This window comes from Nitrospiraceae bacterium, from assembly GCA_020632595.1.
GTDB lineage: Bacteria > Nitrospirota > Nitrospiria > Nitrospirales > UBA8639 > Nitrospira_E.
Genome location: JACKFF010000025.1, coordinates 1 through 22,608, shown reverse-complemented (window position 1 = coordinate 22,608; position 22,608 = coordinate 1). Strand labels below are relative to the sequence as shown.

The following is a 22,608-nucleotide window of genomic DNA, read 5'->3' as shown; positions in this document are numbered from 1 at the left end:
TTAGCCGAACGCATGATTCAAGTGGCCGAACAAGGAAAATTCTCGGATGCCCTGGCCTACGCCAAACAGCAATCCAGTCCAATCCTTAACGTATTAGCCGCGGGAATCGTTCATCGGACACACCAACCGTCCACGGCCATGGAAGCCCTAGGGATACGGGAGATTTCCCTCCTCAAACGACGCTTATCCATTTTGGACACCATCATCACGCTCGGTCCCTTACTGGGCCTGCTGGGAACCATTATTGGAATGATCGGCTCATTCGGCATCATGTCGGAATCCGGACTCGGCAATCCGCACGCCGTTACCGGAGGAGTCGCTGAAGCGTTAATTTGCACCGCTGCTGGTATTTTTGTGGCAGTCGTGACGCTCATTCCGTACAACTATTTTCTTTCACGTGTCGAGCAGGAAACAGAACACATCGAACAATACGCCACCCTGCTTCAAGCCATCATTACCAAACCCCAAGGGTCGTCAGCATAACCACGATCCTTACGCTGCGATTCAAGGTCATTGATCCCATGTGGGCATTCCTCGGATATTCATTTGCTATGTCAGCGCAAGCAACCAGACTTCTGAGATGGGTATTGGTTGGGTGTTTCGCGTTTCCTGGCTTGGCAACCGGAGAACCGGACAACACCCCGAAGAGACTTTTCCCAACCAGAACCTATGCCTTCAAAAACGGCCAATGGTTCAACGGACAAACCTTCCTGCAGCAAACCTGGTATGCGGTCGATGGCACGCTCACCCATACACCACCCGACAAGGTTGACCAGACACTGGATTTACAGAATGGATATGTGGTGCCACCCTTTGGAGAAGCTCACACCCACAACGTAGAGGGAGTATGGAATATCCATCAGGTGATCCAACCGTATCTACGAGACGGAATTTTTTATGTCAAAAATCCGAATGACATTGCTGAGTTTTCAACGCACGTTCAACACCATCTCAACACACCCGAGAGCATTGATGTCATCTTTGCCCATGCCGGCCTCACAAGCCCAGACGGCCATCCGCGCCATCTCTATGAAGACATGCTCAGAATCCATCGCTACGAACCGGTCATCGGCCCACGTCAAAAAGATTGGTTCGAGGGTCGCGCCTATTTCCCCATTTCCAATGTCAAAGACCTGCAAGAACGATGGCCGGCAATTACCAGGACCAATCCGGACTTCATCAAAATTTACCTTGGAGATGTTGAACATTTTCATGCTCAGGACATTCACCCCAGCCATGGGTTCCGGAAAGGATTGGACCCGGCCTTACTCGAGGCCATCGTCACCTTGGCCCACCGGCAGGGTTTGCGAGTTTCCGCACACGTTGAAACTGCAGCAGACTTTCGAACGGCCATTCGTGGAAAGGTCGATGAAATTGCCCATCTTCCAGGTTGGTTCCTCCCCTCCCCCGATGAACAGACTGCGGTACGGTTAACCCAGGAAGATGCACAACTAGCTGCCCAGCACCACGTCGTCGTCGTGACCACCACTGTCGCGGGGCACTTTCACCCGGCGCAACACACTCATCCTGATTCAACGGTCCATTCAGGGGAGACGTCTTCCTCCCGCCACAACCATCCCACATCCCCAGCGCACAAGACTTCGAGTGTGACCAGGGACATTCAAGCCCACAACCTCGCATTACTCCATCAAGCCGGAGTAAAAATTGCGATTGGAAGCGATCATGCGGAGACAGCTCTCGCCGAAGCTCTCCACCTCCGGCAGCTCGGCGTCTTTGACAACCTGACGTTACTCAAGCTGTGGTGTGAAACCACTCCTCAAGCGATTTTCCCTTCTCGAAACATTGGACGATTTGAGGAAGGGTACGAAGCCAGCTTTTTGGTTTTGCGGGGCAATCCCATTGAGAATTTTGACCACGTTCAACAGATTACATTTCGGATGAAACAAGGAGTCCCACTTTCCCTGAGTCCCCCAACGCATACCCTGGGGCCAGCTCACAAGAAACACCCATTGGCCATCCATCCCCTTCACTAGATCGACACCATGGGCGTTCATTGTAATCCTCAATCATCCACTATGACTCAACCACAACCCAGCGCCTTCATGATGGCCCGCCATTTTCGCCAAGTGCCCATTTTTCTCTCCGTGCTCTACCTCACGCTGGCGAGCCTCGGCATGTATTGCCATGCGTCCAATGAGTTACACCAACCAACAGGCCAACATCATTCCAAATATTCGGTCACGCATTCCTTGCTTTGCACATGGGCATGTCAGGTCAGCACAAGAGCCCAGTCTGCCGATGCGGCGCCACACACCTTATTGATGCCACTCATCATTCTGATTGGAGTGGTGGCCTTGTGGTCTTCTATCCCAACGCAGGCCTTCCTGAGACCAACCGCCGCCCGCGGCCCGCCCAACTAAGCCAGCTTTCGGAATTTCCATTGCAATGATTTATCGCGGCAAGGAGGCCAGGAACCTGCTTGTCCTCGTTCGGCTTCTACAGTATTCGGAAAGGACCTATACATACACATGAGACTCAACACCCACATATTCACCAACAAACGTCTCGGGCCCCTGGCCAGCAGCATACTGATCGGCACGCTCATTTTGTTTCCTTCCACCGGATTGGCTGACGAGTCAATCGAAACCCTCCCGATGGTCACGGTAGAGGGGAAAAAAATTGAAAACATCGATATCGTCAAGGAAGAAATTTCGCGCCGCCCAGCCAGCACTCTGTTAATTGAAGAAAAGGCCATTCAAGAATCCCGGGCCTTGAACTTGAACGATGTCTTGCAATTTGCGCCAGGGGTACGATTTCAGACACGCTTCGGAGCCGATGAGGGCCAATTCCAAATTCGAGGAACCTCCCTCCGGAACAATTTTCACCATCGCGGCATCAACATTTTGATCAACGGCATCTACTTTGGCGATGCCGATGGCTTCTCCGACTTTGAGTCCATCGATCTCAATGCCTATGAGCGAATCGAAATTTATAAAGGGGCCAACGCGTTGCGGTATGGAGCCAACACTATTGGGGGGGCCATCAATTTCGTGCCTAGAACGGGGTATAACGCCTCGACTCTCCAAATGCGATTGCTGGCAGGCAGTTTCGGATTGTACTCCGGACAGGTGTCGAGTGGTCATGTCACGCAGCCCATGAAATTGGGGACGATGGACGTCACCGCCGACTATTATGTCAGCATTTCCGGAAACCACCAGGACGGCTTTCAGGACAACAGCCAGCAATCCCGCCAGCGATTGAATGCCAATTTTGGCTTTAAAATCGGGACCCATCAGGAAATACGCGCCTACATATTGGGGGGTGTAGTGGCCGAACGAATCCCGGGCTCCCTCACCCTGGCCCAGTTGGAAAAGAATGACCAGCAAGCCAACACATTGGGAGGAATCAATCCATTTGCGTGCGGACTCAACCAGGCCTGTAAATACGGGCGGTACTATAACTTGATACGAGCGGGGGTAGCCTATCGAAACGAGTTCGCCGCTAACCAGTTCTTTGAGATCATTCCTTACTATTCCTATCAGTATTTGGACCACCCGATTTTTCAAACGATCGTCCAAGACAACTATAATGTGGGCGGGGAAATTCGCTACGGCAATTCCAATTCGATTTTTGGCCATGAAAACTTTTTCATCATTGGTCATCAACCCCGATTCGGCGATACGAATCAACGGCGTTTCGTCAATAATCTTGGGGCACGAGGAACCCAAACTCAAAATTTGAGTTTATGGACCACCAACTTTGGAACCTACCTCGAAGACCAATTCAGCGTCACCAAAGACTTGCTTTTCATCGCTGGAGGACGATGGGATTACAGCATTCGCGAAGGCCGAAATCAGCTGTTCAGCCCATTTTCCGGCGCCTTAACCAGCAGTCGCACCGACTTGCGTCAGTTCAACGCCATTACGCCAAAGGTAGGCTTTGTGTATCGAACCACACCCTCGTCTCAGATTTATGGAAACGTGAGTCGCGGCTACGAACCTCCCATCAACGTGGAATTAACCTCGTCCGTCAATCCCGACGGGACAACCCCCACGAGCGCCTTTTTAAATTTGGATGCCCAACGAGCCTGGCAATTCGAATTGGGAACCAGAGGGACGACGGCAGATCATCGCTTATCATGGGATCTCACCGCCTTCAATCTGGAAATGCAAAAAGAAATCATTGCCTCGAATATTAATAACCAGGGGACCTTCCAAAATGCCAGGGGCACGCGGCATACGGGAATCGAAGCCGGCGGGACCGCGGTGGTGGCGCACGGACTGTTAGCCCCTGGGCCTAAGAATCAGACTGATACCATTACCGTTAGAGGGGCCTATACCTGGTCCCTGTTTAAATTCACCGATGACGTCAAATCGGGTGGGGGGGGAGGCGTGCCGATAACCACTGTCGCCAAAGATGGCAATCGAGTTCCTGGGGCTCCCGAACATTTCCTCACAGGAGAAATCCGATATGATCACCCGGTTGGTTTCTGGATCGCACCAAATTTTGAATGGTCCATGGCCGGGTTTTTTGTGGACTCAGCCAACACGACGAAAAATCCGGCGTATTTTCTCGTGAATCTCCGTGCCGGATATAATTATGGGAAAACACTGTCATTCTTCGCTGAGGGTCGCAATCTGACCAACCAAACCTATGCGGGTGCGGTGGTCGTCAATGATAGCTTGGGACGGTATTTTAATCCCGGACAGGGTATCAGCGGATTTGCCGGAGTGGAGTGGAAATTTAATTAATCGATTCCCCGCGAATAGGATTTGAAGTTGGAACATCCGGTTCGCTATGCTGGATGTTCCAACCCTCGCCTCAGACATCGGAGACTGATTCACTCATGAGATTGCCCGCTGCCCCAACCAAAAAAGCCCGCATTGAAATCATTCCCATGATCGATACCATGTTTTTTCTGTTGGTGTTTTTCATGATTGCCACGCTCTCCATGACGCTCCAACGGGGAATGCCGGTCAATTTGCCCGAAGCGGAATCCTCCACCGATAAAGTGCAAGAGGAAGTGTCGCTGTCGATTACCAAAGAGGGGACGCTCTTTTACAATAAGGAGCCCATCTCGCTGGGGGAGTTGGCAGGACGGCTGGCGGACACGCGGCAACGGGACCCCGATCCCAGCGTCATCATTAACGCTGATGAATCGGTCCAGCACGGATTGGTCATTCAAGTCATGGATAAGGTCCGACTCAGCGGCATTCACAATATGGCCATTGCCACAAAACCCATTCCTACCTCATAATACGAAACATGTGGCATCGCTCCCCAACCATCAGCCGTTCTCCATCCTGCAAACGGGAGATGCTCTACCTGTTAGTGGGCACCTATGCTGCTCTGCTGATCGTTTCGGCATTTTGCGCCTCAGGCTCGATGATGGGGCAACACGAGCCACAAGGGCACCACGGCACCCATCACCTGTCATTGTGCTCATGGGCTTGTCATGTGAGCCAAACCTCAAGCACTTTTCAACAGACCCAGAATGTGTTCGCTGTCGTCTTAATAAGCATTTCATTCGTTCCGTGGTTTCATCGCGCTATTTCACAGCGTCCTCTCCTCCTCCATACTTCTCGCGGCCCCCCATTCCCCTTCTAGTCTTTTTCGTGTTGCGACCCTCCATTCTACCGACTGGTAGCGAGGGACAACATTTCATTCAACGACGGGTACAATCCCGACCGGGGTGACTCCAGGATAGACCGAGCCGAAGCGCGAAGCACGCGATGATCGGTCGTCCACCTGAGCAACAACGCCCGTCGAGGCATTGGCATCCGTGCATGACAAGACAACCAGTCTGCACCAACGAGCCATGAGGCATCTACCCCTTGCTCGTTGATCAGACGCATGAAACCTATCGCCGAACAGAGACAAGGAGACCACACCATGGAGAAACAATTATTACGCGTCGGGGAAGCCGCCAAACGGTTAAATGTCAGCCGATGGACTATATATCGATGGGTCGAGGAAGACCGGCTGAAGGCCACCAAAATCGGAAAGGGCAGCTTACGTATCTTTCAAGATTCGATAGATTCTCTCATTGAACAAAACCGAAAAGATCATTGGGGGCTGGCTCTGATTTCCTAAGAGTTCCGGTCAATTGGTCCGTCATGTGGCATGCAGTAGCAGGCATGTGTAGACATCCCACGCAACAGGGAATATCGTGTCCACAAGGAAGCAGTGGGAAAATTTCACCATCTATTTGGCGTATGAACTACACTCGACGTGTTAAATTGTGGGTGGCCATCCTTCTCAGCGGATGCTTTCTCGTGGTGTCCTCGGGCCTGGCCTCTTCTCCTGAGACGCACATCCATGACGGACACCATCACCAACAAACACATGGCAAGACATGGTGTAGCTGGACCTGTCAGGCCGGCAATGGCCTGCAAGGGTTTACTCCGCTCATTCCCAAATGCTGTTTCCATATCGTGCCGGTTCACCAAGACAATCCGCCTATCCCCCATCTCATCCTCTTCATCCAACGTTCCTCTCGAGCACCCCCGGTTTCTCTCTCGTTCGCTTGCTAACTGATTCACCGATTCCGGATTTCCGTCATCCTTTCTAGGCCTTCGACTCCACGCTCCCCAGAATAGCGGAGAGTAGGGTCACTTCATAGCTTCAGAGCAGGAGGTCATCCGGAATCTAATGAACAATCGGCAACCTTTTAGGTAGGAGACGGCGCTCATGTCGGCATTCACACGCGTTTCACCCCATACTCTCGTGATCTCTACTTTCGTGGTTCTGGTCGGACTTTTATTCGGCCTCCTGCCCGAGGCAACCCCATTCTATGCGGAATCACCAGCCCCACTTCCACTTCGCCTGGATGACCGGCCTTTTTCTCCAGACTTGTGTACAACCACCGGGGGCGACAGACCAATTCAGTTACACGTCATGCGTCATCGTGATGTGATCATCAACCGGGTCGAAGGCCAATACATCCCGGCAAACCCCAATCAGGCCAGAACGAAAGAATATATCCACTATGTGACCCTGAAGGATCTGACGGACGGCATTCAAGAGGAAGGCGGCATTGCCTTCAATCGTCACCATGCCGTGATTTTCACACCGGATCATCCCAAGGGATTGGCTCGCCAGGCATTTCTGAACTCTCTTCCAAGTCCACAACGAGCCCTTACCGAACGGGCACTCGACACCTTTCTCCGGCTCCACCCTGTCTTGAATGCGGCCATTGATACGTGCCGTCCCTATCCGCCATTTGTCACCTATGGCACAGACGATGAAATCGACCGGATAGAGGCCGGGCGCTATACCTTCGCCCAACGGGCTCGGGCCTTTAATGCCAACTCGGCCTTGTTGCCCAGGGTGGACATTCCCGACCCTGGACTGGAGGACGGGTTTGTCGACCCAAGTATTGGACGCCGCTCAAACGTGAGCTATCACGCCATGAACCCGTTACATTTTTATATTCCTTGAGATGTGTCACGCCAGAATGGAAGAAAAAATTCTAATGAACAATCATTGAGCAATCTGAGCTGTAGCACGCATCGGTAGCCATCTGTAGACAGGTTTTCACATCAAGCGTACTCTCCGAAGAAGGATCATGTTCGCCTATGACTCAGACATTTCTTCACACCCTTCATCTTTTATCAGGAGGTCTAGTGTTATGCGGAACGCAAGTGTCATATTGCCCATCCTGCTCATTATGGGATGCTCATCCACATTGACAGACTGGATAAAAACGATTACTTCCGATGGAGTGAATCCCCTGCAAGTTGGGAGGCATCTTTTTATAAAGAATTGCTTTGATCACATTCCATTCCTCCCCTCAGCGAGCTGAGGGGCATCCTGTGCTGTTTTCATGAAATAACTTGGAGAACATCCTGCCTCTGAGCCCACCTCAAATTTTCACGATCAACCCGTCACTCTTCTGGAGAAGCGACGGAGTTTCGTCGTCTTCCACAGATTTGCCCAAGCTACCGGCCTTCTCAAAGAGGTGCGAGTTCAGAGTAAGGCCGGTATAGCCAACTTAGCTTTGACCTCTATTTCTCAGGCAACCCACATCAAAATCGGGCCGTCAAACTGACTTCATATGTCCGCGGAGCGCCGATCAGAGCTTGGTCTGGATAAAACTGCGATCCCCAGATAGCATACGTTTTGTCAAACAGGTTGCGGCCGCGGAACGTCAACCAAAACTGCTTGTACCCCATTGAAATCCAAGCATCCGCAGTCATATAGGCTTTGAGACGGATCGTATTGGCATTGTCATTGTATCGATCACCCACATACCGCCAAGCTGCCCCCACATCCACCGGGATGGATACCGGCACCCGATAAATGGACCAAAGATTGGCCACGGTTTGTGGAACTTCGGGTGGACGGTTACCATTTCGTGAGACCAGATTGCCACCCGAGACTTGAGAAAATTTATCAAATTTTGCAGAGAGAAACGTCACATTTCCTTGAATTTTCCATGCATTGGTCAGTTTGGCGGCGAGATCAATCTCGATTCCCTTGGACGATTGCCGACCGACGTTGGCGGCTTCCGTCTGGGAGATTGACGTCAGAATGTTCTTCCGAACAATGTCAAAATATGCCACAGTCCATTGCAAACGATTCTGCCACATTTGCCCTTTGGCTCTGACTTCCCATTGCTTGCCAGTCGCCATTCGAGCACGCTGTGTCGTGCTTAAGGAAAACAGACTACCGGCCACAGGATCGGCGGCCGTCGCATACCGCCCGTACAGCGTGAGTTGTGGTAGCACATCATAGACAAGGCCAGTACGCCAGGTGAGTGGATAAAAATTCTGAGAGAAACTGGTGGTTGGGTTTAACTCTCCGGCGGTATTAAACCGCTCTCGCTCCAGATGCGTCAGGTCGTAACGGATGCCCGCAACGACTTTCAGCGGATCAATGATCGTCAATTGATCTTCCGCAAAAAATGCCGTATTGGTAATTCTCGCCGTTTGCCTGGCAGTCGCTCCCCCACTAAAAAGTCCCTGAGTGGGGACAAAGGGATCGACGCTATCAACCCCTCCACTAAAAAAACTAGGCCGATTAAAATTCGTATAGGCGAAATCGATGCCACTCACCAAACGATTCTCAAATCTTCCGATGGGCTCATTCACCTGTATTTCGAGTCTATCGCCTGCCACCCACTGTTCATGCTCCACCAAAAATCGATCCCGATCAAGGAGCTGCGTGCCCGCATTGAAGGAATACGTTTCGGCATTCTGCCATTTCCGGGTAGCGGTGTAGTAATAACTTTGATTCCGCACCTCGATGCTAGCCGTAGGTTTCCACCCGACCTTCACCTTGGTCCATGTCGTCAAGGCGCTCATATCGCTATCTTGCACATTATAATTTTTGCGCAACATGTTTGCGTCGACCGTTCGACCATCTGTAGTACTGACCACACTGTTCACGGGATCCGTGGAAAAGGACTTGGGCACAAAAGGGGTGCCGGAATATGGCTTCGACTGATCATGAGCAATATCGAAGGACAGTTCGACATTAAGATTTGAACTCACGTCGTAGAGCACCCCACTCGTCAAATTGTAAAACGTAAACGGGGTATGTTGGACACCCATCACACTATCGGCATTTTGATAACTGGCATCGATCCGATAGTGCAACTTGTCCGTCCATAACGTCCCGCCGTTCCCCAGTCCTGCTCGAACCGTATTAAACGACCCATAGGACACTGAGACATCCGTTCCCAAGGTCCCACGATAGGGCCGTTTGGCGACCAAATTCACCATGCCTCCCACAGCCCCTTCTCCATACAGGACCGAAGCAGGACCTTTCAGAATTTCAATACGCTCAAGATTCCATGAATCTCGAGGACGAGTCACAAATCCTGTGGGGCCAAGGGACAACCCGTCAAACAACAAACGCACCTGACTCCCACTGAATCCGCGCATGGAAAAAGCCCCAGGGCTAACCAGATGATCCCCGACGGTCACACCCGTTGCTGCCTGAATGGCTTCGGATACCGTGCGCAAGCCACGTTCCTGCATGGTTTCCTGCGTAATCACATTGATGCTGGCGGGAATTTCTCTCAAACTCAACCCCAATCGGGAACTCCCTTGACTGGGTTGTTCAAGATTCAACGATCCGGTCCCGACCAATTTGGGCCGCTCCCCCTCCACCAGCACTTCCGGCAAGGTCGCAGGATCTTCCATCTGAGCCTGACTCTCCTCTGCCCAAACCTGCCCAGCATGCAGAACCAAGACCATTAATAGACTGAGTTGCCCTAGAACGAAACAACTGGTGGCCCCATACCCTTGTTTACTCATGTTTCCTCCCTAATTCCAGTATTGATCCGCACTTGTCATGCGCACTCACAGCCAGGTGAGGATAGTGATAGCCAGAGAAGATGTCGTCAGCCCCTTACACCCAAACCGCAGCCCGCTGACGTTCCTTCTCGAACCTGTGCAGCCCCCAACACGTTCCTCGAACCCTAGGATTGAAGAGAGAGAACCCCTGGCAATCGTCACAAATTTTAGGGGCTGATTATGAGATACCGCTCATCAAACTTGTCTACTGCGGATTGCCGTCGTTTGCTACAGTTTCACAAGAATTTTGAATTTTCCGGCACCTCAATCGCTTGAGCCGAAACCACGGATCATGACGAGGCCAACAATTTTTCCCCAGCAACGTCCCAAGGCAGAGCTCCGTGATGCTGGAGCCTTCTATGTCCAGCACCCACCTTCGCAACAATCTGACACCGATCATGTAGCATCCATTGGTAGGCACGTGTAGACAAACTTCTTGCCTCCGCGTACCGTTAGATCGTTCTGTTGTTCAAAGATTTTCTGTTATCCATGTGTGTCTTGTTCCATCACTTTTGGAGGTCGCTACTCATGCGTCACACTAGTCTTTTGGCTCTCATCCTCATTGCGGTTGGTTGTTCTTCTATGGTCATGACTCCGTCAGCTCAATCCGGGGCCATGCCCAAGGATGGCGAGTTGGCGTTTCCGTCAGACTACACATCATTCCCCGTCTTTTTATCCGGCGTGCAAAAACCTGATGCCGTCCGCGACTTGTACGTCAACCCCGTGGGGGCCAAAACCCAAGCGGGTCAGGCCTTTCCAAACGGCAGCACCCTCGTCATGGAAATTTACAATGCGAAAAAAGATGCGGCAGGAAATTTTGAAAAAGGAGCAGATGGGCTCTTGATCAAGGCGGATCTGGCCAAAGTGTTCGTCATGCACAAAGAGGCGGGGTGGGGAGCCAATGCGCCAGAAAATCTCAAAAACGGCGATTGGATTTTCTCAGCCTTCAAACCGAATGGAGAACGGCTGGAGGTCGACTATACGAAATGCCGGAGTTGCCATTTACCCCTGGGAGACAGCAAGGATTATGTCCATCGGTATGATGAATATTTTGAAAAACGAGCGCATGGCGCCCATTAATCATTTCGTTCAGCCATTTCCGTGTCCCAGGCGAAAACACTCGGCATAGAACATCCAAGGACGGACCGGCCTCCAACCTTGGACGGTAGGGTGAAGGTAGAAACTAGCAACCTCCTAGGCCTTCACCCTACTTCTATGCATCTCTCCCGTTTTGTTTTTTCGGAGTCCGACTCCCAAAGGCTATAAAATGCACAGGCGGATATGTCCAAGCAATCAGGTTGCAGGACAAACACCCCGGGCTTCGCAGGTCCCCTTCTTCCCAGACATCACATATAAACGTGATTTCCACCCAGGATGCCTCCTTCATCTTGATGTCACAGAAAACGGCACATTCAGGGTTTTATGGTTACAAGTACGATCTACCGCCCCCACCTATCCTCATGCTCGCCAGAACCTTTCGACACCCGAATAGCGCAAGATGTGGCATCAATCGGCAACCATCCGTAGATTCTCTCCGCAAATTTTTCTATCGTGAGTGGAACGAAAGGGGAAACTCATGACGCCATCATTTCAAGTTATCGATACTGCAACCATCGCCCAGCCCAACACCAAAGTCCAGATCCTTGACCTCTTTCCTGAAGAACACACCCTTTTGGATATGCAAGCCAGAATTCGCGCCCTGCAAACCCGTTGGGAACAGGTCAAGACGCTGTCTGAATCGGAACTGATTCAGCTATGGACCGACACATTGAGAGAACTGTTTCCCTGCGGATGCACTCATTCGCGAGGTGCCATTCGCCGAGTCGAAAATGTTTCCGTAACGACCACTCCCCCCCAAAGTCCTTCACTCCTGAGATAGGGAGCACAGCATGACCAGGCATGGCCGGAAAAGCGTTGGATGCAACCCCTCAACCCAACTCTCTCCGATATAGAGCTCCAATCCAAGCCGAAGTCCTCTCCTCCCATTCTGTTTATCCCTCAGACCATTAGGACAGTCCGGGTCAAGCCGGCTGCAGCCGAAACACTCGTGAAAAGTCTGCATTTACAATTTGCCACGCGCCACCCTACACTAAACCGTTAGTTTTAGCGTTCAGAGGAAATTTCTAAAAGCCCCCTTGATGGACACTCAATGACTCCGCTTCGCCTGACCGGTTGCCCGGAGCAGATACATCCAGCGCAGCATGAACCGCATCCGGTTGAGCCCCTGGATTTCTTCGATGATATGCCTGATGCCCGGGGGTACCCCCATCCTTCCTGACAAGAAGGTGTCAGATTGCAAATTCTTGTACGTTTTGCTATCGCTATGAAGAATTTTTGAGCGAATCATAAAGGAAGCAGATATGGCCAAAGAGAGAAAACAGAAGAAGGCCCCCAACCAAGGGGGAATTCAGGATTCTTTAAAAACTTCGTCGTCCCTGAGTGAGTCGCGGATACCTCCTCGATTTTCCTTGATCATCCTTCTCCTGGCGGGCGTCGGTCTCTGCCTGACCGCGTATCTGACGTATACGGCCTCTTTCGAGGTTCACCCGGCCTTTTGCAGTGAAGGGTCCGGATGCGACATTGTGCAAAGCAGCCGCTGGGCCACCTTTCTTGGCATGCCCATGGCCCTGTGGGGTTTCTTCACCTATGTCCTGATTGCAGGTTTGGCGTGGTCGGGTCGAGGACAATCAGGAAGCGGGACAGGGATACTCTTCGTGTCCCTAGCCGGGTTCGCGGTCAGCTCGTATTTAACCATTATCTCGGTCGTAGAAATCGAGGCGACCTGTCCCTACTGCCTCACTTCCTTTGCCATTATCACTTCGATTGCCATCCTCACCGTGATCCAACGCCCTCCTGGTTGGGCCAAATCGCTGAAGGAGGCGGCGGTGATCAGTCTGGTCATCGTGGGCGGACTTCATTTGCATTATAGCGGGGTGTTTGACGCAGCCGCCGGCCCGGAAGACCCTCAACTCCAAGCCTTGGCCATTCATCTCAGTGACACCGGAGCAAAATTTTATGGCGCCTATTGGTGCCCCCGCTGCCAGGAACAGAAAGCGCAATTCCTCTCTTCCGCCAAACGGCTCCCTTATGTGGAATGCAGCTCGGGCGGACGGGGCAGTGCCCTCACGCCGGCCTGCGTGAAAGCCGATATTAAAAGTTATCCCACCTGGATCCTTGGCGAACGGAGACTCACAGGACTCAAAACCCCACAAGAATTGGCCCGGGCATCTGGATTCGACTGGAAAGACTAGATTCTCTCCCATCAAGGCTCCTGTTCCTCACTTCGGGTTTCCGTTTTGGACAAACCCCGGAGTACCCGTCTCAAATACTCTCCCAATGCCTGTAGCATCTAGTGGCAGGTATCTGTAGAACAGGACTGCCGCAATCAGATATACAAGATCTTGAAGCTGAAAGATTATTGCACTCTTCCAGCAACAACCGGAGCGGCGTGAACACATCCTGACCCACCCCGCTCTAAACAGGGTGAAGGCGTTTGGACGTGCAACCTCCTTAGCCTTCACCCTGTTTTTTTGCACGAATAGGAAGATCCCCACTGTTTTTGTGGGATTTCAGGCGTGACGAAGATCATTTCTGTAACATGGCTTTCTTGCTTCACATAAGAGGGATCCCCATAGAGTCATCTCATCAAGAAGACTCAGGCATATGCCAGACCAAAAATTTGACGCCCTTGAAGGCCATATTGGCCTTATTCAGCCTGACCCTCCTGCTCACTGCGTGTGAATTCGGATCACAGCCCCAAACAGACCGACACTTAGTCGACAACCCCGCGGGGAGGGGTGCGAGGCTACCTCGCCTGTCCGCGTTTCCCGGCGGCGGGGTACTGATGAGTTGGGTGGAACCTCACGCCGACGGATATATCCTCAAATTTGCCGTGCATCAGAAGGACGGCTGGGTTCGCGAAGGCGAAGTGGCACAGGGTTCCGATTGGTTTATCAATTGGGCCGATTTTCCATCTGTCGTGGCTCTGGATGAATCCTTCTGGGCGGCGCATTGGCTGGTCAAACATCCCAATGGACGTCCATATGACTACGATATCGCTCTGTCAATTTCCACCGATGCCGGGTCAACCTGGAGCCCCACTCAAGCCCCGCACCGGGATGGATCGGCTGCAGAGCACGGGTTTGTCACGATGTATCCTGTTGATGACGGAGCCGGGCTGCTGTGGCTGGATGGCCGAGACCATGTGGCCAAGACAGAACCCCACGTCGATTCCAAGCCATCCGGGAACTTTACCCTACGTCATGCACGAATCGGCCGAGACGGCACGATGGGAGCGGAGCACATTCTGGACGGCAATACGTGTACCTGTTGCTGGACGTCCGTGGCCATGACCAGCCTAGGCCCTATCGCCTCCTGGCGAAGCCGAACCGATCATGACATCCGAGACCATGCGATCTCCCGCTGGCGGGAAAATCATTGGTCCGCCCCCATGCCCTTGGGCCAGGAAGCCTGGCACATTGCCGGATGTCCGACGAATGGACCGGCTCTGGCCGCGCGCGGCCTGCATGTGGCGGCAGCCTGGTTCACCGCTGCCGAGGATCGCCCAAGAATCAGGGCGGCAATTTCCCTCGACGGAGGGCAACATTTCGAGCCCCCGGTTGAGATAGACGAAAACGATCCGATTGGTCGCACAGGAGTGGCGTGGCTTGATGAACGAACAGCGGTGATTTCCTGGATGACCACACCCCAAGACGACACCGGCCGTGCCACGCTGGCCCTACGGACATTTTCGCTCGACCACACCTTAGGACCTGTGCAGAAAATCACCGATATGAGCGGGGGACGAGACTCCGGAGTTCCCCAGCTCATCAAAGGAGAATCCGGATTGCTGCTGGCATGGACCGCTGCCGCACCGGACTATGGCATCCAGACCATGTGGATGAATGCGATGGAATATAACCACTAACCTGGGAGCATCTCACCATTCAGCGTCTTAAGTCCTGCATGGAACATCGATTTTTTCTTTTTGATCATATTCATCCCTAGCCAAACTGAGCTTGTTTCCCAATCATCCTGTCCTCCCCTTTCATTCCAGATAAGACCTTGTTACTCTTTCCTGGTCCTCTTGTTGCAGACACCAGCATACATCCGCAAGCATCTGTAGAATCTCTGAAAGCCACTCCTTATACTGCCCTCAACAATCCCTCTATTCGAAATATTCGGATACCGATTCAAACTCATACATAACGAGTTCACGATCCATTCACGAAGCACAACCGGGTATACCTCTCCATCAGCTCGAACATCTCTATTCACTACTCACTCCATCCCTTAGAGAAAGGAATGAAGACATGAACATGTTGAGCGCAACCAAGCAGGCAGTGATAATCGGAGGGTTGGCCTTCCTCATGACCTTCCTCGCCTCCCTCCCCGCCCAGGCAAAAAAATGGCATGGGAATTCTCATGATGAGCCTAAGGGACGCACGATTGTCGTGCAGATCGGCGTGTACGATGCCGACCGTGCCATCAATGGATTATTATTCGCCAAACATTCCTGCCAGTTTCTTCCCGATGCGGCGGATTCCACGATTCGCGTGATCTTTTCCAATCAGGGCATCTTCAATGCGCTGAAAAATATCAACCATCCTCAAAACCATGTGCCGACATTGCCATCGGGAGATGACGAACCGAAAACGGCCCATGAACTACTCCACAAACTGCTCGGACGGGAAGCCACGAACCCTCCGATGCGCTGTCAGGTCGAAGTGGCCGTTTCGGGATTTGGATTAAGAACCTATGGCAAGACCAAGGACGACCTGATCCCCGGCATACAGGTGACGGGACCGTTGGGGCCGCCCAATCAAGACATTCAACATCCGGTGTTCATGAGCACACCAGCCCAGGAAGGTCAGCCCATTGTCGTTGTGAATTATTAGATTGCCCAATCGGCAACGAGCGGGCAGGAAAGACAATCTTCCCTGCCCGCTCTCTATCCGTACACACCATTCCCGCCTGCGAAATTTTTCCATTCGTATTCCTGGTGGTGAGCTCTCGGACAATGACTGTCCAAAATAATACCGCACAGCAGCTAGGTACTATCTGGCGAGTCAGGCACAGGGGAAATCATCTGGCGTATAAATTATTAACTAAACGCTGAGGCAACACTATGCAGGAGACAGGGGTCCTTATCTCAACTCACAAGTGACCAGTGTGGCATCCATTGGCAACGAACGGTAGAGCACTCGAAACCCTGTAGGTAGAATATCCTGCATGAGAGTCTGAAGCGGAAGTGCAATGAAATCCGTTTAGTTCAATGTAAGACCTTCTTGCATTCTGGGAGATGTCCATGAACTCAAGTCGCCGTCCTGTTAGAACCCACGTTTCCAGGCAACATGGATTCGCCGCCATGGCTCCAATGGGACCAAAACCATTCCAGCCCATGCTGAGCAGAAAAGAATTGGATAATCTATGGACGGCAACCCTCAAAGATATTTTCATCGCATGGAGCCAACAAGCCACTACCACGCCATCCTTGCCGCCTCGGTCCAACCCTTCGGCTGAGCCATAAAACATTCGTCCGGCGACGTCTCGTCGCAATCCGTAGTCCATCAACACACCGTTTCACTCGCTGCGCACTCTCGGAAAACATCTCCAACCCCGATCACCCTTTCCCTTTTGAATGGGCTTTTTCGAATCCTGCCAAAACGTAGTATCCATCGCCATACATGGGTAGACAGGTTTTGTCCACAGACGGTACACCAATAACGGTTTCCCCAACAATACAAATACTTGTTTGATTGAGATGTCATACTCAGTATTAGCTAGCCTAAACACGGGAGAAGGAGACCAACGGTTCAAGAAAAATCCTGGGGGAGCGGCACATCACCGGCGCGGGGCCTTCACCTCTTTTCTCCCGATGATCATCCTCCTATCACTGGGGTTTTCTGTTTGCGTTATCCATCCTGTCCTCGGTGAAGATTCGTCCTCCGAAGATGAAGTCTTCACGCTACCAGAGTTCACCGTTACCGATACCCGCCTGCGTACGGACTATGCCTGGGTGGCAAAGTCATTAGGACGTCGTGTGGCCACACTCAATCGTTACCCCAGCGCGGCACGCCGTTATGGATGGGAAGGACGGGTCGTCCTTCGAGTCGTCATTACCTCAGACGGTGAGCTCAAGGATGTCGCTGTTCAGAAAAGCTCCGGATACGAAGCATTGGATCAGGCTGCCAAGACAGCCGTGCGCTTAGCCTGTCCCCTCCCGCTACAACACGAAATCAACCGGCCGGAAATCGGCATCACCTTACCCGTGGTCTACCGCCTCTCTCGCTAATTTCAAAGAATCATGACTCCCGATTATTCTACCCCTTCTACCACCGTCACACGCGATTCAGCCCGTTCACCAACGACCAGCCGGCACGGCCAACAACCTAATCAACACATGCCACCCATCTGGGTCGGATGGGAGCCCGACTCCAATTCCATTGCTTACCGCACCGCCATCTCGGACTCGCACATATCACAATTGCCTCCTCGTGCATGGCACACCCGCGGACCGCCAAGCCCGCGCACGCGCCCTAGCGAAAGATGTTCCACACACACGCATGATCATCGCTCCTGACAGCGCGCAGCCCCCTGTCAGATAGCCTGTCCTTTATACGATTTTGCCATACAAGGAGCCGAGAATAATGAGAGTGTTTCTTCGATTATCCCAATGGTCCTGGATCGTAACGATCCTGATGATGGTCACCACGGAACCACGCCTCGCCTTGGCAGAGGAACCGACACCAACACCACCCACTACACTCGACACCCGCGAGACAGAACTCCGGGACCAATTACAACGGATTTTGCAGGAATTGGAAGAACTCCAACGCGCACGGGAACAGGTCTCTCCGGACATCCCTGCGCCAAAAGTTTTGACAGAACCACAAACAACTCCTTCTGCGGCCGCACCTCCTCCGGATGCCATTCCTGAATATGAACTCGCCGACATCAGCATTATCAGCAAACGCGTCTTGAAACGCCCTGAAGGGATCTCAATGGCAGCCACACCACGAAGCGAGACGGAATCTCAACCAACACGCAATATGCGGGAATCACTCGAGTCTGTGCCAGGCGTTTTGCTGCGCCAGAGGAACGGGCCTCGTGATTATCAAGTATCGATTCGCGGATCAGGGGTCAAAAACGGCTTTGGCGTCCGCGATGTCAAATTTTACGAAGATGGCATCGGCCAAACCCAATCCGATGGGCTCTCTCGCTTGGACATTCATGATCCCTGGTTTTTTGAAAGCACCGAAGTCATCAGAGGCGCCTCTTCGTCTCTGTACGGCAATTATGCGTTAGGAGGAGCAGTGCATTTCAAAACGCGGCGTGGCCGGGACATCAACGGGGTCGAAACCTTCGTCTCGGGCGGATCCTATGGATACAATAAGTATGCAGTGGCTATTGGAAAGGAATATGGCAATCTCGATCTTTCCCTGTTTAGCAGCTATATCCGGGAAGATGGGTACTTGCCCCATAGCGAATATGATACCGCAACCGTCAACCTCAATCTGCGGTATCAGTTGAACGAACATCACAGCTTTTACTTCAAAGCCATGAACAACGATCTGGACGCCAAGGCACCTGGTCGATTAACACAAAGCCAGTTTGACGAAAATCCTCGCCAACTCGCAGGCACAGCCACCACCAATCCCATCACCCTCAATAGCAAACGTCGAGATCGGCGTACCATCATCGGAGGCCTGTACGAATGGGAAATCGATCCGAACACCCTGCTTCAGGTTGAAGCAGACTACGATGTCAAGGACATCAATCAACCAACCAGCGCCAACATCAACCCTAATTTCAAACATTATTCGAATCTTATTCATCAGGGAGAATTCCTGGGGATGCCCTTGCGCAGCACCATCGGATTTTTCTTTGACTATATGGAGCAGGAAGGGACGAGCTTCAGAAATCTCAACGATGGGAAGTCGACCTTCGGACCGCTTCAATCACAAAATCGGTTTAATATCCGCAACATTGGGGCTCGCTTCCGGGAGGAGTTGGAATTCGTTCCCCGTTGGATCGCCACAGTGGGATTCAACTATGAAAATTCGGTGATTTCGGGAGTGGCCACCTCTTATACGACCACGGATACGACCAGCACCCTCCGCAGTCGCGAGAACATCGAGCGGACCTTTGATAATTGGGCTCCGGAGTTAGGATTGACCTTCAGACAAAATGAGTGGATGCGGCATTGGGCGCGCGCCTCCACCGGGTATGCCATTCCTACCTTCGGAAACCTGTCCACCGGATTGGATGGGAATCCGGGACTCAACACGGCTCTCAAACCTCAAAAGAATTTGAATCTGGAGCTGGGAACCGACACCTGGCTGACCAACGAGTTCAACATTCAACTGGTAGGCTTTTGGACCTTCTTCCGGAATGAAATCATCAGTCAGAGCGTGCCCCTTTCACCGACCACGAACGGCAGCTTTGCGACAAATGCGAAAGAATCTCAATATCGGGGTATCGAAGTAGGATGGAAATACCACCCGGCATGGCTCCCAGGCTTCCGGTGGACGGGTGCCTTCACGCATATGGACAGTGAGTACATCAAATTTGTCGATCAATTTTCTTCAGGAGGCGTCATCACCCAGGTTAACCAAGCTGGGCATGACGTCCCAGCCGTGGAAAATAATGTGTTAAATTCCAAGCTGGCCTATCATCATGCCCCTTCAGGCCTAGGTGCCTGGGTTGAAGGCAGCTGGGTGGATAGTTTTTACGTCAACAATAATAACTCCTTAGGGGCACCGGCCTATTTGCTGTTCAATCTGAACATCAATTACCAATATTCATTTTCGCACAATCCGTATATTCGATTTGCGAAATTCTACTTCGAAGTCGATAACCTGTTCGACAAGGATTATGTCGGCAATGCCGTCGTCGTAGCGGATAGTACCGCCGATGCCAGCAAACAGGCCTTTTTGCCTGGATACGGGCGGGCCTTTTATGCCGGCCTGACACTCGGACTGTTCTAACCCGCACATCCCAAGTGGGGAGGGATAGGGAGCAACGACCCTATCCCTCCAAGAGGTATGAGCCATAAGTGAAGAACGGCCAGACGTATCCCTGGCTAACGAGCGCTTCCAGGAACAGAGCCAGAGAGAACGGTTCAGCCATGCGATCATGGGTAAAGGTATCGAAACTGTAGTATTCAGGGGCATTCATCAGTAGAACGGCAAGATGTCCTTTGGATAAGATCTCGTCTATCGCTGAAAGAACATTGCACTCTTCCAGCAGACATGGGAGCGGCGTGACTCATCCCTGACCCACACCGCTCTTTCCGGGGGAGAAGGCATTGGGATGTGCAACCTCCTTAGCCTTCACCCCGGCCTTATTTACGACATCCCATCTCTTGTTCTCTGTTCGTCCACTCCAAATGATTCGCCCTCATCGCACCCATTCAGTTGCTGATGAGCCGCGTTCTGCACTGACCCGACTCTCCCCTCTACGACATCCCGTTCACCCATCATGACCTCCGCTTCCCAGAATTCCCAGGCCACACGTTGGCCTGATTATCGAACAGTCTGGCGATGGCATTTCTATGCCGGTCTCTTCTGCATGCCTTTCATCGTATTGTTGTCCATCAGTGGGACCATCTATTTATTCAAACCTCAAATTGATACCTGGCTAGATCAGCCGTATGACCACCTGTCTCTGTCCGGATCTCCGAGGAGTGCCTCCGCTCAGGTCCAGGCCGCTCTCCGCGCGGTTCCCGGGTCCACGTTCTTCGCCTATGAACTGTCCAAACGCCGGGAAAACGCCACTCGAATTATCGTCACCCATCACGGAACACGCATTCGCGTGTACCTACATCCGGAAACCCTCGACATTCTCAAAACCACTCCCGAAGAAGATCGCGTGATGCGGTGGGTTTTCCACTTTCATGGGGATTTGCTAATGGGAAACGGGGGTTCCGCTTTAGTCGAACTGGCCGCATCCTGGACGATCATCATGATTATCACGGGCATATATTTGTGGTGGCCCCGTGACAAACGAGGGTTTGGTGGAGTGTTCTACCCTCGTCTCACTCGCGGGTCCCGTACCTTCTGGCGTGATTGTCATGCCGTGACGGGAGTCTGGATTGCCTTCTTTACTCTGTTTCTGCTGATTACCGGACTACCATGGGCCAAAGTATGGGGGGAATATTTTAAAGAAGTCCGTCGGCTGACCGGTACGGCCGTGGTCCAGCAAGATTGGACAGTCGGAGTCACCTCCCGGGATGCCATCCAGGAGAGTTCCGAGGATCATCGTTCCCATGGCCCTGCCGCCTCTCCTCTGCCCCTGTCCCCTGACCGCCCATTCGATTATTCTTCACTCAATATTCTGATCCCTCCCGTAGCGGCTCTTCGACTGCCTCACCCGGTCTACATTTCCCCACCCGCAAAAGCCGGAAGGTATTGGACTGCCAAATCCGATACGCAAAACCGTCCTCAACGAGTCACATTACAACTGGACCCCTCAACGGGAGCCATCGTGGGACGAGAAAATTTTACGGATCGTCACGTTTTGGATCAGGCTATTGGCATCGGAGTCGCAGCGCATGAAGGACAACTCTTTGGCTGGCCCAATGTGCTCCTGGGCATGTTCACCGCTGGGGGTCTACTGTTCCTGGTTTTCAGCGGGGCTTTCATGTGGTGGAACCGGCGTCCCACAGGAATCCTGGGCGCGCCTCCCTTGCTTTCCACCCACTCCTTTTCTCCGGGATTTACATGTGTGCTCCTGTTTTTCTGTCTCTACTTACCATTGTTCACCGCATCTCTCCTTGCGGTATGGTTCCTGGACTTCCTCGTGCTTCGTCGCCTTCCTTTCATGACTCATTGGCTTGGCCTCGAACGATAAATGGTCTGTTGAAAAAAGCCACCAGCTGCGTTCTCGCTATGTTTCCGTGCTCACGTCGTACCAGCACGCTCCGCGCGCAAAACAACGGTGACGCCCTTCGGGACGTAGCAGGCAATACGCGGCCTTCCCTTCGAGAAGCCTCAGGACAGGACTGGACGGACTTTTTTGAACAGTCCCGACGCCATGAATCCCCAAAGGCTTCCTGACAAAATATGGCCTTGGATATCTTTATTGTTCAACACTCTCATAAATCTTCTCTTCTCCATATCCCGCACCCACACAAACAGTGCCATCCCTGAACGACGGTCAGGTGTAGCATCCATATGCATTTGGTGCATCAGATGCAAATGACTGATGAAAGAGTGGCAAAGAAAACCCCATCTCTGCTACAACCCAAAAACTTCAGCTAGATTCCATGATTGGATCTTTCTTCATATTGTCTTCACCCTGAAATTGATCGGGAGGTCCGCGTGACACCGTTTCGTAAATGGCT

17 protein-coding genes are annotated in these 22,608 nt (G+C 52.2%); 15 read left to right on the top strand and 2 right to left on the bottom strand.

Going from position 1 to position 22,608, the window contains the following annotated elements:
* From H6750_20920 to H6750_20900, 5 genes are all read left to right on the top strand, one after another.
* A partial coding sequence (locus H6750_20920; GenBank protein MCB9776776.1) for a MotA/TolQ/ExbB proton channel family protein occupies positions 1-483 on the top strand: 483 nt, incomplete at its 5' end.
* A gap of 68 nt (positions 484-551) precedes the next feature.
* Positions 552-1,994: an amidohydrolase family protein gene (locus H6750_20915; GenBank protein ID MCB9776775.1), complete on the top strand. Its 1,443-nt coding sequence runs from the start codon at positions 552-554 to the stop codon at positions 1,992-1,994.
* 9 nt (positions 1,995-2,003) lie between these two features.
* Entirely contained in the window at positions 2,004-2,381 is a 378-nt protein-coding gene (locus H6750_20910; GenBank protein MCB9776774.1) for a hypothetical protein, read from the top strand.
* Positions 2,382-2,489: 108 nt separating this feature from the next.
* Positions 2,490-4,712 carry a TonB-dependent receptor gene (locus tag H6750_20905; GenBank protein MCB9776773.1) on the top strand — a complete coding sequence of 741 codons (2,223 nt, stop codon included), beginning with the start codon at positions 2,490-2,492 and terminating at the stop codon, positions 4,710-4,712.
* A 95-nt stretch (positions 4,713-4,807) separates the two neighbouring features.
* Positions 4,808-5,218, top strand: a complete 411-nt coding sequence (locus H6750_20900; protein ID MCB9776772.1) for a biopolymer transporter ExbD — start codon at positions 4,808-4,810, stop codon at positions 5,216-5,218.
* A 376-nt stretch (positions 5,219-5,594) separates the two neighbouring features.
* Here H6750_20900 and H6750_20895 read toward each other — a convergent pair whose 3' ends face one another.
* Positions 5,595-5,816, bottom strand: coding sequence for a hypothetical protein (locus H6750_20895; GenBank protein MCB9776771.1), 222 nt, complete (start codon positions 5,814-5,816; stop codon positions 5,595-5,597).
* A 37-nt stretch (positions 5,817-5,853) separates the two neighbouring features.
* Here H6750_20895 and H6750_20890 point away from each other — a divergent pair, with 37 nt between their 5' ends.
* Together H6750_20890 and H6750_20885 are read left to right on the top strand one after the other, a co-directional pair.
* Positions 5,854-6,054: a helix-turn-helix domain-containing protein gene (locus tag H6750_20890; protein MCB9776770.1), complete on the top strand. Its 201-nt coding sequence runs from the start codon at positions 5,854-5,856 to the stop codon at positions 6,052-6,054.
* 597 nt (positions 6,055-6,651) lie between these two features.
* On the top strand, positions 6,652-7,401 hold the full coding sequence (locus tag H6750_20885; protein MCB9776769.1) for a hypothetical protein: 750 nt from the start codon (positions 6,652-6,654) through the stop codon (positions 7,399-7,401).
* Between the two features lie 587 nt (positions 7,402-7,988).
* Here H6750_20885 and H6750_20880 read toward each other — a convergent pair.
* Positions 7,989-10,223, bottom strand: coding sequence for a TonB-dependent receptor (locus tag H6750_20880; protein MCB9776768.1), 2,235 nt, complete (start codon positions 10,221-10,223; stop codon positions 7,989-7,991).
* Between the two features lie 567 nt (positions 10,224-10,790).
* On the opposite strand from H6750_20880, the gene H6750_20875 reads away from it, so the two are divergent.
* The 8 genes from H6750_20875 (at position 10,791) to H6750_20840 (ending at position 22,115) form a co-directional block, all read left to right on the top strand.
* Positions 10,791-11,342, top strand: a complete 552-nt coding sequence (locus tag H6750_20875; protein MCB9776767.1) for a cytochrome P460 family protein — start codon at positions 10,791-10,793, stop codon at positions 11,340-11,342.
* 496 nt (positions 11,343-11,838) lie between these two features.
* On the top strand, positions 11,839-12,141 hold the full coding sequence (locus tag H6750_20870; GenBank protein MCB9776766.1) for a hypothetical protein: 303 nt from the start codon (positions 11,839-11,841) through the stop codon (positions 12,139-12,141).
* A gap of 481 nt (positions 12,142-12,622) precedes the next feature.
* Complete coding sequence (locus H6750_20865; GenBank protein ID MCB9776765.1) at positions 12,623-13,513, top strand: vitamin K epoxide reductase family protein; 891 nt, start codon at positions 12,623-12,625, stop codon at positions 13,511-13,513.
* A 593-nt stretch (positions 13,514-14,106) separates the two neighbouring features.
* Positions 14,107-15,189: a hypothetical protein gene (locus H6750_20860; protein MCB9776764.1), complete on the top strand. Its 1,083-nt coding sequence runs from the start codon at positions 14,107-14,109 to the stop codon at positions 15,187-15,189.
* Between the two features lie 385 nt (positions 15,190-15,574).
* Entirely contained in the window at positions 15,575-16,159 is a 585-nt protein-coding gene (locus H6750_20855) for a hypothetical protein (protein MCB9776763.1), read from the top strand.
* A gap of 866 nt (positions 16,160-17,025) precedes the next feature.
* Positions 17,026-17,556 carry an energy transducer TonB gene (locus H6750_20850; protein MCB9776762.1) on the top strand — a complete coding sequence of 177 codons (531 nt, stop codon included), beginning with the start codon at positions 17,026-17,028 and terminating at the stop codon, positions 17,554-17,556.
* Between the two features lie 355 nt (positions 17,557-17,911).
* Positions 17,912-20,251 (top strand): TonB-dependent receptor, encoded by a 2,340-nt coding sequence (locus H6750_20845; protein ID MCB9776761.1) that lies wholly within the window; start codon positions 17,912-17,914, stop codon positions 20,249-20,251.
* Positions 20,252-20,744: 493 nt separating this feature from the next.
* Entirely contained in the window at positions 20,745-22,115 is a 1,371-nt protein-coding gene (locus tag H6750_20840; protein MCB9776760.1) for a PepSY domain-containing protein, read from the top strand.
* The last annotated feature ends 493 nt before the right edge of the window (positions 22,116-22,608 follow it).